This is a genomic window from Pedobacter sp. MC2016-15, from assembly GCF_026239695.1.
Lineage (GTDB): Bacteria > Bacteroidota > Bacteroidia > Sphingobacteriales > Sphingobacteriaceae > Pedobacter.
Genome location: NZ_JAPIVS010000002.1, coordinates 361,612 through 374,170, shown reverse-complemented (window position 1 = coordinate 374,170; position 12,559 = coordinate 361,612). Strand labels below are relative to the sequence as shown.

The window sequence follows — 12,559 nt, the reverse complement described above, 5'->3', positions numbered from 1 at the left end:
GGTACTAAAGATTGGAACAAACTAATTATATATAAAATTAATCATCCATCACTAAACAAAAATAATAAGTGTAATTTGTTAATTTACCAGTAACTTATATCCTTTTCCGTGTACGTTCAGGATCTCTACTTTGGGATCTTCTTTCAGGTATTTCCGCAACTTGCTGAGGAAAACATCCATGCTTCTGCCATTGAAATAATTGTCGTCATGCCAGATGCTCAGCAAAGCTTCTTCCCTTGTCAGCACCGCATTTTGTTTGAGGCAAAGCAACTGCAGCAGTTCTGCTTCCTTGGTGGAGAGCTTTTGCTGCTGTCCGTTATGCTGGATCATCTGTGTAGTATAGTCGAAGGTATAATTACCGATCTGAAACTGGCTCTGTACTGGCTCCACAGGCTTCACTTCTTTAACCGATGCGCGTTTAAGCAGGGCATTGATTCGCAGCAGCAGCTCCTCGATACGGAAAGGCTTGGTGATATAGTCATCGCCCCCCAGGTCATAGGCCGAAGCTTTGTCTTCCATCATCGCCTTTGCCGTAGCAAAGATGATAGGCACACTTTCATTCATCTTACGGATTTCTTTACCCAGGGCAAAGCCATCTTTCTTTGGCATCATCACATCCAGGATGCAAAGATCGAAGTTCTGCTTGTTAAATGCACGCAGACCTTCTTCACCGTCTACACATAAAACAATCTCAAACTTGCCTTTCAATTGTAAATAATCCTGCAAAAGCATCCCTAAGTTAGGATCATCTTCGACCAATAGAATTTTCTTCATTTTAATTCAGGGGTATAATTATTTCAAAAAGTGTTCCTTTATCCTTCTCACTGCGCAGCTTGATATGCCCGTTCATTTGTGTGACGATATCCATCACATAGTTAAGTCCCAGTCCAAATCCTTTGACATCATGAAGGTTACCCGTAGGCACCCTGTAAAACTGATCGAACGCACGCTTACTCTGTTCCTTGGTCATCCCGATGCCTTCATCCTCTATCTCTATTACGAGATTTTTACCTGAATTTCTGGTACGGATGGTAATTCTGGGTGCATTTATACTGTATTTATTGGCGTTATCTATCAGGTTATAGATAACATTGGAAAGGTGCAGCTCATCGCCCTTCACTACCGGATGTGCCGCATCAAGCTGGAGTATAACCTCAGCATCTTTCTTTTGCAGCTGAAGGCTCATGCTATCCGTCACCGCAGCCACCAGTGCATTTACATCCACCTCTTCTTCTTCCAGCTTCAGCTCTTTTTTCTCCAGTCTGGCGATACTCAGCACCCGCTCGATATGATTACCCAGGCGTACATTTTCATCGTAGATAATTCCTGCCAAACGTCCTATACGTGCTTTATCGTCCAAAATCTCCGGATCTCTCAGCGCTTCACTGGCAATCATGATCGTAGAAACCGGCGTTTTAAATTCGTGGGTCATGTTGTTGATAAAGTCTGTTTTCATTTCGGAGATCTTTTTCTGTCTCAGGATTGCGTACAGCGTGTAGGAGAAGATAGAGATCAGCACGAGCAGCAAGGCAGCAGAGGAAGCCATGGTCACTTTCAGGTTACTGAAAAGCAAATACTCCCGATCGGGAAAATTGATATAGAGCATTCCCGGGTCCCGGATCACGTCATTGCTGAATAGCGTAGTTTTAAACGTATTTGCGGGTAATATTTCACCTTTAACATACGCAACCTTACTAAACAGCACTGTATCATGTGCGACACTTTTAAGCCAGAAATCATAATCCAGCCGGATATTTTTATTAAGCAATTCTGCACGGAGCAGCGTATCCAGGGTAGCTTTGGAAACCCGCTGATCGAGAGGGATATCCAGCTGACTCATTTCCTTGGCTGCAGCTTCGAGCACGTTGAAGTCGCCATCATTGATGAGCTTCACCGTATCTGCCTGCAATTCGCTTAGTGCATTGCTGCGTCTTCTGGCAGCCACCTCATCTTCAATTTTAAACTTGATGCGCATATCACCATTGAGGCTGGGCAGGGAAATCCGCAGCGGCCGGCCATCATTGGGGCTGTATACCAGGTACCTGATACTGTCGGGCAGTTTTTTTGGTTCAAGGCTAAACGTTTTGCCAGATCCCAGCCGAAATACCTTGCGCACATTGCTGCCAATCATATTAAGGTCGGCATCAAATCCTACATTTACATCAACATTCAGGGGTGTAGTATTCTGATTGGCGAGGGCAAAGAAATCAGCTTCGGAGATGATAGTTGGGCTGAGGTACATTTTGCGGATCATGCCATCCTGATAATTGAGTTCATCGATCATCTGTTTCTGCTGATCGTATTTTCTTTTTCGTTCGTCCTCTTTAAATTTCTGGTCGAGATCAATCAGCCTGCGGGTTCTGTCACGGCGCTGATTTTCCATCTTAATCCGCCATTCGTAATCCGTTTTAGTGATATGGCTCACAGCATTTAGGCGCTGGATTTTATTAGCCACGGAGCTGAGTGCCTGATTGACTTCCTGTTCAAAAAGCTGGGATTTTAGCCGATATGCCTCCCTGATGTAATACAATTGCATTACAAATACACCAAGCAGAGCGATGGTCATGAGTCCGGTAATCAGCCAAAGGCTTTTTTTCTTCATTTCTTTCTGAGTTCAAAAATAAGGAAGAGTAGGTGGATACCTGTTATTTTAACAATTTTTAACAGAGCAGGATAGAGCCGGCTGATAAAAAAAAAGTGCCGGAGATAAATCTCCGGCACTCGCAGTACAATTTGTTTCCTAAAAAAGTTCTTAAAACGGCAAATCGTCTTCTTCACCTGGCGCGTTGTTCAAATCTGCCGGTGGAGCGTATTGCGGAGTTGAAGGCGCTGCTGCACTGTTGGTCAATGCATTGATTCTCCATACTACCAAACTGTTGAAATAAGAAGTTTTTCCTGTTTTGTCTGTCCATGGACGTCCGCGCAGGTTAAAAGAAACTTCTACATCATCACCAGTTTTTAAGCTGTCAAATAAAGCAGTTTTGTCTTGCAAAGCTTCAAATCTTATATATTCAGGATAAGTTGGGTTTTCCGCGTACTCAATGATGAGATCACGTTTTTTAAAAGTCTCACTTACCTGTTGTAATGCACCAATTTCGTGCACTTTTCCTTTTAATTCCATAACAATACTCTTTTATTCTACTAACTAGTCCAAATCTCTATATTTTTATTGATAACTTCGCACAATAAATTATGCAAGTTTTCCACAACAAAAGCAAGGTGATTATCACCTGTAACAAAAGGCTTTCACCATATCTGGTGGAGGAAGTTCAAGCGCTTGGCTATGAAATCGTAAGGGATTTCCCGACAGGTGTTGAACTCAATATCACACTCACAGAATGTATAAAACTAAACCTTAACTTAAGATGTGCCAGCCAGGTCTTATACCGTGTGGGAAGTTTTAAAGCAAATAACCCCGAAGAACTTTACCGAGAGGTAGTGGATATTGCCTGGGAAGACCTGATCGATTTCGCTGGATATTTCTCTGTTACTTCTAATGTGGATAATCCTACAATCACGACTCCGCTTTTCACCAATCTGAAAGTTAAGGATGCGATTGTAGACAGAATAAAAGAAAAGAAAGGCATGCGCCCTAACTCAGGAGCAGACGCCAACAAAACTGTAGTTCACCTTTACTGGAAAGATGACCAGGCAGATATTTTCCTGGACACCTCAGGAGAAACCCTTGCCAAACACGGATATCGCAAGATTCCGGGAAAAGCGCCAATGCTGGAAGCACTGGCTGCGAGCGTGGTGATGAGTACTACCTGGGACCAGAAGTCGCCCTTTATTAACCCGATGTGCGGTTCCGGAACACTTGCTATTGAAGCTGCCCTGCTGGCTACCAACCGCAGACCGGGACTATTCAGAATGAATTATGGCTTTATGCATATTATTGGTTATGACGAGGAAGTGTTTTTTGCCGAACGCCGTATCCTGAAGGACCAGGTGATCAAAAACACCGACCTGCAGATTATCGCAACAGATTTATCAGAAGATGCCGTGGATGTGAGCCGTAAAAATGCCAAAACAGCCGGCGTTGATACCCTGATCACTTTCGAAGTTTGTGATTTTGCAGACACTCCTGTGCCGGAAGGCGGAAAGGGCGTGGTTGTATTTAACCCTGAATATGGAGAACGCCTGGGGGTACATTCACAGCTTGAGCTGACCTATAAACGTGTAGGTGATTTCATGAAAAAGGAATGCAAAGGATACAACGGATATATTTTTACCGGCAACCCTGATCTTGCAAAAAAGATTGGCTTAAAAGCCTCCAGAAAACTTGAGTTTTACAATGGCAAGCTCGACTGCCGTATGCTGGAATATGAATTGTACGATGGCTCTAAACGTGCAGACGATGAACGGCCAAAGCCAAAAGCACCAAGGGCTGAAGATTAAACTTCAGCCTGCGCCGGCAGAGGAAATTGCTTCTGCCACATCGCTGCGTAGGCAGATTTATGCCTCAGCAGTTCAGAATGTGTACCTTCCTCAATGAGTTTTCCGTTGTTCAACACACAGATCCGGTCAGCATTGACCACCGTACTTAAACGGTGAGCAATTAAGATAATTGTTTTCCCCCTGGCCCGAAGGTAAGCAATCGTCTGATAAATATATTCTTCAGCTGTAGAATCCAGTGAGGATGTAGCCTCATCCAGAATCAGGATCTCAGGCTCTCTGTACAAAGCCCTGGCTATCGCCAGCCGCTGTCTTTGTCCACCCGAGAGGTTTGCTGCATTTTCACCCAGCCAGGTTTCAAACCCATTTGGAAGTTTCTCAATAAACCCGAGGATATTGATCTCACCGCATATTCGGATCATCTTTTTCATATCAGGCTCCAGATCGCCTATGGCAATATTATCGATGACATTGCCGGCAAAAAGGTGCACATCCTGAGGCACTACACCAACCATTTTGCGCAGGCTGCCGTTTGAGAGGTATTTGATATCATAATCGCCAATTTGTATACTTCCCGATTGTAATGGGTAGATGTTCTGCAACAATGAAAGCAATGTGGTTTTCCCCGACCCGCTCTCGCCTACTATAGCTGTGATTTTCCCTTTCGGTATCAGCAGACTGAAATCTTCGAAAACTGTTACCCGAGTGCCATATCTGAAACTCACATTTTTAAATTGAATATCCCCCAGCATATCTGTCGTGAGCTCTGTCCTGTTTTCTGTAGATTCCCTTTCCAGATCCATAATTTCGAAAAGGCGATCGGCCGCAATCCGTGCATCCTGCAATACCTTGTTCATACCGATCAGGCTGACTACCGGACCGGTAAAATAACCGATAATGGCATAGAAGGAAAGTAGCTCCCCTGCCGTAATTGTATTGGCAACTACAAAAGAAGCCCCTGTCCAGAGCAGAATGACGGAAAACAGACTGGAAATAAATGCCCCAGCATAGTTTACCCACAGGGAGTTCATGCCCGAAGTGTAAATGCTGCGCAGCAGATTGACAAACCTGATCTCGGTTTTCAGATTGGTGAAATCTTCAAGGCCAAAACGCTTGATTGTACTTACGGCCGTGACAGACTCTACCAGCTGATTTTCCAGCTCTGCGGTTTTTTCCATCAGCTTTCGCTGCGTGTGTTTATTGAGCTTGTCAGAAAAATAGTAAACCACCGCATACAGCGGCACGACAATCAGCATGATCAGCGCCAGCTTCCAGTAATAGGTAAACATCAGCGCGAACGAAAAGAAGATGATAAATACATTTACTGCAAAGCCTATCAGCACATCATTGATGAAGGCCCTGATCTTTACTGCATCATTCATTCTCGAAATGATCTCTCCCACCCGCATTGTATCAAAAAACTGCTGGGGAAGTTTCATCAGATGTTTATAGTATCCGAGGATTAGCCTTGCGTCTATCTGCTGTCCGGTTTTGATCGTCAGCATGGTCTTTGTGTGATTGATGAAAAGCTGAAGGAGGATGATGCCGACCATGACCGTACCCATTAAATTGAGCAGGTTCATGTTCCCATCCGGCAATACGTTATCAACAATTTTCTGCAGGAATATAGAGGAAGATAAACCCAGGATAGTGTAAAACACAGCTCCGGCAAGGACCTGCATGAGTACAGAACGATGTGGTTTCAGCAAATAAAAAAAGCGCTGTCCGATACTGATTTTTTCGTTTCCTGCAGAAAAGTCATCCCCCGGCAGCAGCATCACCAGTACACCTGTCCATTTTTTCTTAAATTCATCAGCAGTAATCCTTTGCCTTTCGCCATATGCAGGGTCCATGATCTCCAGAAAGGCCGGCGTAATGGTATAGATCACTACATAATGCGCCATGTTATCCTGGTTCACATGTGCAATTACAGGCATGGGTATATTGGGAAGGTTTTCATATGTTCCCCTCACACCCCTGGCGGTAAATCCAATGCGTGCCGACGCTTCTATGAGCCCCAGAATATTTGTCCCTTTGGTATCTGTAGAGGCCATTTGCCGGATTCGCGCTATAGTCAGATCGAGGTTGTAAAAAGCAGCTATAGAGGCAATGCAGGCAGCACCACAATCGGTAGCGTCATGCTGCCTGATGTTTGTCTTTTTTAAGTGCTTTTTCATGAGGTCGTCATTTGGTTCGTCGTAACATTAGGGTTTAGCCAGTCATCAGCTTGATCATACAGCAACTGGAAGAGTGTTCTGCGTGTAACAAAAAATCTGGCCTGCATAGTCATGCCTTTCCTGATTTTACCCACATAACCGTTTTTTAGCACAAGCTGCTTCTGGTTCAGCGAACACCTCACCTTAAAATAGGGCTGCTTCCCGTTCTCCATAAAGATATCGTTGGAAATAGAGATCACCTTTCCTTGCAGCATTCCCCACTGGTTATAGTTATAGGCATCTACCTGGAATTTGACGCCGGTTCCTATTTTAAGCAATCCTATATCCCTGGGCAGCACATAGGTTTCAGCAATGATCCCGGAATCAGGGGATATTTCCCCCAGCAATTCGTTGGCCGCCACAAGAGTTCCCGGCTGAATACCCTTTAACTGTTGTACGGAGCCTGCCACTGTGGCCCTTAGTGTATAAAACTCTTTTTCTTCTGCATATTGCCTGCTCTGAGAGTTGAGTTCCCGCTGCTGGATTTTGAGGCTGTTAAATTCTGTCTGCCATTTGCTTCCCTGATCTTCTCCGATCAGCGAAAGTTCATTATGGATATTATCAACCTTAAGTTTTGCATCTTCATATTCCAGTGAAGATATCGCTCTTCGCTGGAACAGGTAGAGATAGCGGTCGAAGTTTCGCTGTGCCACGCGGTACCTGGAACGGGCTTCTTCCATTCTCTGCATAAAGTAACTATACTGCTGGCCATATAATCCCGACTGCAGATTAATGCGTTGCGGCCAGCTATTGCTTTTGGCGGCAGAGATTAGTGCTTCGAGATCATTAAGCTGCGCCCTGATGTCATTCCGTTGCAATGAGGTCATGTCATTTTTCCCTTCCAGGGATTCCCGCTTCAGGGTGAATAGGATCTGTCCTGACTTCACATGAGTATTTTCAGTAACAAGCACAGAATCAATCCTGCCAGACACGAGGGATTTGATATCATTACGTTCCGATACAGGACGAAATAAACCCATGCTTTTAACATTTACATCTACCTTGATAAAGAACATGCCCAGAAGTACACTGAATAAAACCAGCAGCATCACCTGATAGATCACAGTTGTTGCTGAACGGTGTGTATGAAAATGAAATTCAGCAGTGTTCTCCACAATCTCCTGCGGAAAAATGTATTGATCCTGATTCATATGATGAATAAAAAGCAAAAGGGAGAAATATTAAATTTCTCCCTCTGTTTGATAAATGTTTGGTTTAAACAATCAATTTTATAGACTGAGGTTAAGACCATTCATTAGTCCACCTAAGTTGAGACCATTTGTGAGGTTGGTAAGTGGGCCTGTTGCCAGTAAAGCTGTTACACCCGACTGTGAATTTACGCTCAGAGACAACATGTTTCCGATAGTCACAGGACCAATAAGATTACCCTGGATCAGATTTGTTCCATCTAATAATCCGCCACCATTGATTGTTGCCATTTCATTTTGATTCAATTCTTGAAAGTTCATACGTTATTTAAATTTTGGTTATTGCCTACAATTTTTCAGGTATTCGGCTACTCCTGGATCGACTCAAAATGCTTGTGCTTTCTCAAATAATAGAACGAAAAGAAGAATTATCAGGATTTTTTTAGCAGCCGGCACAACACAACCCTAAGGAATACATTACCCCCTGTGGTTGTGTTAGTTAGATCAACTTTAGGCCCCCAAAATACGTACGAAAAAACTCCATATCAGTGATTATCAGGACTTGATTATTCATAAAATGTTTAAACAGAAATCCGGCATCTTAAATATTTCGTTAATTACAAAATCCAATTTAAAAAATTAGATTTATGAAAGACCCAATTGATTTAAAACCAAAAGTTGTAGCAGGCAACATCAGAAAGATTAGAGAGTATAGAAATTATACACAGGATTACCTGGCGGCAAAACTGTCGATCTCACAAAATGCCTACAGCAAAATTGAACTGGGATATAGTAAGATTACTTTAGACAGGTTATTTCAGATTGCCATCATCCTGGATGTAGAAGTGGTGCAGCTGATTACTGTTGATCACAGGGTAACCGTTAAACTTGATCCTTCTTCAAACGATACGCTGAAAATTAAGTCGAGTTAGATTACCTTTGTTCCATGCAAATGGACTTTGATAAGATAACAGGCCTAACTATAACTTTTGTAAAGGAAACTCTTGCCCATGCGGAAGCAGGACATGACTGGTTTCATATTGAGAGAGTCTACAAAACCGCTCTTAATATTAATACGCAGGAGAATGGAGATTTACTCACCGTTGCACTTGCTGCGTTGCTACATGACATCGCCGACAGCAAATTTAATGATGGCGATGAAGAGATTGGCCCAAGGACAGCGGCAGCATTTCTTGATACACTTGGGATTCCGGCTGGTGTAATTTTACATGTACAGCAGATCATCAGGAACATGAGTTATAAAGCAAGCTTATCGGGACCTAACTTTAGTTCCAGAGAAATGGATATTGTTCAGGATGCCGACAGGCTTGATGCCATCGGTGCGATAGGCATTGCAAGGGCTTTTACCTACGGCGGTTATAAGAACAGAATCATGTATGATCCTGCTATCCCAAGTAACCCGAATCAAAGTAAAGAAGCATATAAAAATTCAACAGCTCCTACAATCAATCATTTTTACGAAAAACTACTGCTTCTCAAAGATCTGATGAAAACCAGTGCAGGCAGAAAGCTCGCTGATGAAAGGCATCAGTTTATGCAGCTTTATCTGGAGCATTTCTATGCCGAATGGGACGGCAAATAGCCTGTTTCTATTCGTGAAAGGAATGCTTTAAACTAATTTTACTAGCAATTTATTGCTATATTTGTTAGTAAAATAAAGATTATGTCTGAACGCATTAGAGAAAAGCTCAATATCCTGGCTGACGCAGCCAAATATGATGTTTCCTGTTCTTCCAGTGGAGGCACAAGAAAGAATGATAATAAGGGATTGGGAAACAGCCACGCTTCCGGTATATGTCATACCTATACTGAAGATGGACGATGTGTATCATTGCTGAAGATCTTGCTGACGAATCATTGTATTTTTGATTGTGCTTATTGCGTTTCGCGTAAAAGCAATGATATTGAGCGCGCCGCCTTTACTGTTGAAGAGGTAGTAGAGCTGACAATGAACTTTTACCGCAGAAATTATATTGAAGGTCTGTTCCTTAGTTCCGGTATTTTCAAAAATGCAGATTTTACCATGGAACGTCTGGTAAGGGTTGTCAAGAAATTGCGGCTGGAAGAACGTTTCAACGGTTATATCCATCTTAAAACTATTCCTGGTGCAAGTGATGAGTTGATCCGTGAAGCAGGTATGTATGCCGACCGTATGAGTATCAACCTGGAGATGCCTACTGAAAGTGGACTAAAGCTGCTGGCACCGGATAAGAGCCATCAGGATGTGATCAAACCTTTAGGATATGTACAAAACCAGATTGTACAGTTTAAGGAAGAACGTAAACTGATCCGCAGTGTGCCAAAGTTTGTTCCTGCAGGTCAGAGCACACAAATGGTAATTGGTGCTACACCTGAAACTGACAAGGACATCATGCATACCGCAGATGCTTTTTACAGAAACTTTTCATTGAAACGGGTCTATTATTCAGGTTATATACCGATCAGCAATGACAGCAGGATGCCCGTTCTGGGTACGCAGCCTCCACTGATCCGCGAAAACCGTTTATACCAGACCGACTGGCTGATGCGCTTTTACGGCTTTCATGTGAATGAACTCCTGAATGATATCAACCCTCACCTTGATATTGATATTGATCCGAAACTGAGCTGGGCCTTGCGTAACCTCCAGCATTTTCCGGTAGATATTAATGTGGCTGCTTATAAAATGATTCTCCGGGTTCCGGGGATCGGCGTAGGTTCGGCAAAAAAAATTGTACAGGCCAGGAAATTTGGCAAGCTTCGTATCGACCAGCTGCAGAAAATAGGTGTTGCCTATAACAGGGCCAAACATTTTATAAAATGTGCCGACAGCCCTTATCAATTGAAGGATTATCAGGGTACGCAAATCAAATCTTTCATTCTTGCGGAAAGTCAGAGTAAATATATTAAGAACGATACCAGTCAGCTGATTCTTTTTTAAGATGCAGACCTATGTATTTGACGGAAGTCTGGAAGGTTTGCTGTGTTCAGTTTTTGAATGGTTTGAGCGCAAGCCCGGTCCTATCCGACTCATCACCCGTGCCGCATTTCAGCCTGATGCTTTTTCTGAGCATCTGGAGATATTTTCTGAAGAAAGAAAGGCCGACAGGGTTTGGAAAGGCTTGCAGTCGCGATTACCAAAAGCCTGGATCCGCAGGTTTTATTGCACCTATCTTTCTGAGACGGAACAGGCTTATATCAACTTATTTGAGTTTACCTGTTATATATTTTCCAATGTAGCCGGGGCTGAAAACAATTATGGCAACCCATATGTGCTTGCTATCAGTCAGACTGCCATCAAAGTAGAACGTGAAAAACACAGGATGGAGGCTTTTATCCGCTTTCAGCATACTGCTGACGGTATCTTTTATTGCGGAATAGATCCTGATTTTAACGTGTTGCCATTGATAATGAATCACTTCAGGAATCGCTATGCGGATCAGCAATGGATCATATACGATATCAACCGTAAATATGGCCTGTTCTATGACCTGGAAAAAGTGGAAGAAATAAAAATGGATTTTAATGAACAGCAAAAATCCATGCAACCCTCAGCTTCAGCCTTATCAGACAAAGAGGCGTTATACGCTGTTCTGTGGAAGGATTATTTCAAAAGTGCGAATATTGTAGCAAGGAAAAACACGAAACTCCATGTGCAGCATGTACCCAAAAGATATTGGAAATACCTCACAGAGAAACAGCTGTAATTTATAAATTTACTTGTAAATTGCCTACATGAAGTTAAGTGTCCTCGTTCTGATCACTGCGCTTGCAGTTGCGCTCTCTATTGCATTGGTAAATTTCCACTTTCAGCAAAGCTGGTACTACCTGCTGGTATCTTTTGGGATATCTTTTGCCACAAGCTTTATCCTCTTTTATTATTTGCTGGAGAAATATATCTATTCTAAAATCAAACTGATTTATAAACTTATCCACAACCTGAAACTTGGAAAGGATCTTAAAGATGCTCTGGGGGAATACGTAAGTTCTGATCCGATCAACGATGTGGAACAGGAAGTAAAGGAATGGGCCGGAGCTAAAAAAAATGAGATTGATGTACTGAAAAAACAGGAACAATTCAGAAGAGAGTTTCTATCCAATGTCTCACATGAATTTAAGACCCCTCTCTTTGCCATCCAGGGATATATTGAAACCTTGCAGGACTGCCTGATCGACGATCCGGAAATGGCTGTAAAATTCTTACAAAAGGCAGAAAAGAATGTAGAGCGTTTAAGCTACCTGATTAATGATCTCGACTCGATTTCGAAACTTGAATCCGGAGAAATCCCTATCGACTATCAGAAGTTTGATTTTGTACTGCTGGCAAAAGAAGTGATGGAAGGACTGGAGGATAAAGCGAAAAAAAGAGAGATATCACTATCTTTCAAAGAAAAATATATGCATCCCGCATTTGTAAGGGCTGACCGCGAAAAAATCAGACAGGTAATGATCAATCTGATCTCTAACTCTATCAAGTATGGTAAAGAACATGGATCAACAGCGATCAAAGTCTTTGAACTTCATGACCAGTTTCTGGTAGAAGTAACAGATGACGGAATCGGGATTGATGAAAAACACTTATCCAGATTATTTGAACGTTTTTACAGAATAGATTCTCACCGCTCCCGTGAAGTTGGTGGAACCGGATTGGGTTTAGCTATTGTGAAGCACATCTTAGAAGCTCACCAACAGATCATTACAGTAAGGAGTACATTACAGATTGGTACTACTTTCGCCTTTACCCTGGAGAAGACTGGTTAAATATATCAGAAATATGTGGCATTAGTTAACAGTTAACAT

The 12,559-nt window shown here is 42.6% G+C and carries 12 protein-coding genes; 6 read left to right on the top strand and 6 right to left on the bottom strand.

Translation table 11 applies throughout. The annotated features are described in order from the left end of the window. Positions 1-78: 78 nt before the first annotated feature. The 3 genes from OQY15_RS06385 to OQY15_RS06375 form a co-directional block, all read right to left on the bottom strand. Positions 79-774 (bottom strand): response regulator transcription factor, encoded by a 696-nt coding sequence (locus OQY15_RS06385; protein WP_265789128.1) that lies wholly within the window; start codon positions 772-774, stop codon positions 79-81. Between the two features lies 1 nt (position 775). Continuing rightward, positions 776-2,602 carry a HAMP domain-containing sensor histidine kinase gene (locus tag OQY15_RS06380; protein WP_265789127.1) on the bottom strand — a complete coding sequence of 609 codons (1,827 nt, stop codon included), beginning with the start codon at positions 2,600-2,602 and terminating at the stop codon, positions 776-778. A gap of 150 nt (positions 2,603-2,752) precedes the next feature. Then, positions 2,753-3,121, bottom strand: a complete 369-nt coding sequence (locus OQY15_RS06375) for a DUF3127 domain-containing protein (protein ID WP_265789125.1) — start codon at positions 3,119-3,121, stop codon at positions 2,753-2,755. A 71-nt stretch (positions 3,122-3,192) separates the two neighbouring features. Here OQY15_RS06375 and OQY15_RS06370 point away from each other — a divergent pair, with 71 nt between their 5' ends. After that, positions 3,193-4,398 (top strand): class I SAM-dependent RNA methyltransferase, encoded by a 1,206-nt coding sequence (locus OQY15_RS06370; protein WP_265789123.1) that lies wholly within the window; start codon positions 3,193-3,195, stop codon positions 4,396-4,398. On the opposite strand, the gene OQY15_RS06365 is transcribed toward OQY15_RS06370, so the two are convergent. From OQY15_RS06365 to OQY15_RS06355, 3 genes are all read right to left on the bottom strand, one after another. Then, entirely contained in the window at positions 4,395-6,572 is a 2,178-nt protein-coding gene (locus OQY15_RS06365; RefSeq protein ID WP_265789121.1) for a peptidase domain-containing ABC transporter, read from the bottom strand. The genes OQY15_RS06370 and OQY15_RS06365 overlap by 4 nt on opposite strands. Beyond that, positions 6,569-7,762, bottom strand: a complete 1,194-nt coding sequence (locus OQY15_RS06360; RefSeq protein ID WP_265789119.1) for an HlyD family efflux transporter periplasmic adaptor subunit — start codon at positions 7,760-7,762, stop codon at positions 6,569-6,571. Before OQY15_RS06360 ends, OQY15_RS06365 begins: the two co-directional genes overlap by 4 nt. A 78-nt stretch (positions 7,763-7,840) precedes the next feature. Beyond that, a complete protein-coding gene (locus OQY15_RS06355) occupies positions 7,841-8,080 on the bottom strand; it encodes a bacteriocin (protein ID WP_265789117.1) in 240 nt (79 codons plus the stop codon). Positions 8,081-8,406: 326 nt separating this feature from the next. Between OQY15_RS06355 and OQY15_RS06350 the strand changes: the two genes are divergently transcribed. The 5 genes from OQY15_RS06350 (at position 8,407) to OQY15_RS06330 (ending at position 12,520) form a co-directional block, all read left to right on the top strand. Beyond that, positions 8,407-8,691 (top strand): helix-turn-helix transcriptional regulator, encoded by a 285-nt coding sequence (locus OQY15_RS06350; protein ID WP_265789115.1) that lies wholly within the window; start codon positions 8,407-8,409, stop codon positions 8,689-8,691. A 14-nt stretch (positions 8,692-8,705) separates the two neighbouring features. Beyond that, positions 8,706-9,362, top strand: a complete 657-nt coding sequence (locus OQY15_RS06345; RefSeq protein ID WP_265789113.1) for an HD domain-containing protein — start codon at positions 8,706-8,708, stop codon at positions 9,360-9,362. 81 nt (positions 9,363-9,443) lie between these two features. Continuing rightward, complete coding sequence (locus tag OQY15_RS06340; RefSeq protein ID WP_265789111.1) at positions 9,444-10,700, top strand: putative DNA modification/repair radical SAM protein; 1,257 nt, start codon at positions 9,444-9,446, stop codon at positions 10,698-10,700. Position 10,701: 1 nt separating this feature from the next. Then, complete coding sequence (locus tag OQY15_RS06335) at positions 10,702-11,466, top strand: TIGR03915 family putative DNA repair protein (RefSeq protein ID WP_265789109.1); 765 nt, start codon at positions 10,702-10,704, stop codon at positions 11,464-11,466. A gap of 28 nt (positions 11,467-11,494) precedes the next feature. Then, positions 11,495-12,520, top strand: coding sequence for an ATP-binding protein (locus tag OQY15_RS06330; protein ID WP_265789107.1), 1,026 nt, complete (start codon positions 11,495-11,497; stop codon positions 12,518-12,520). Positions 12,521-12,559: the final 39 nt, after the last annotated feature.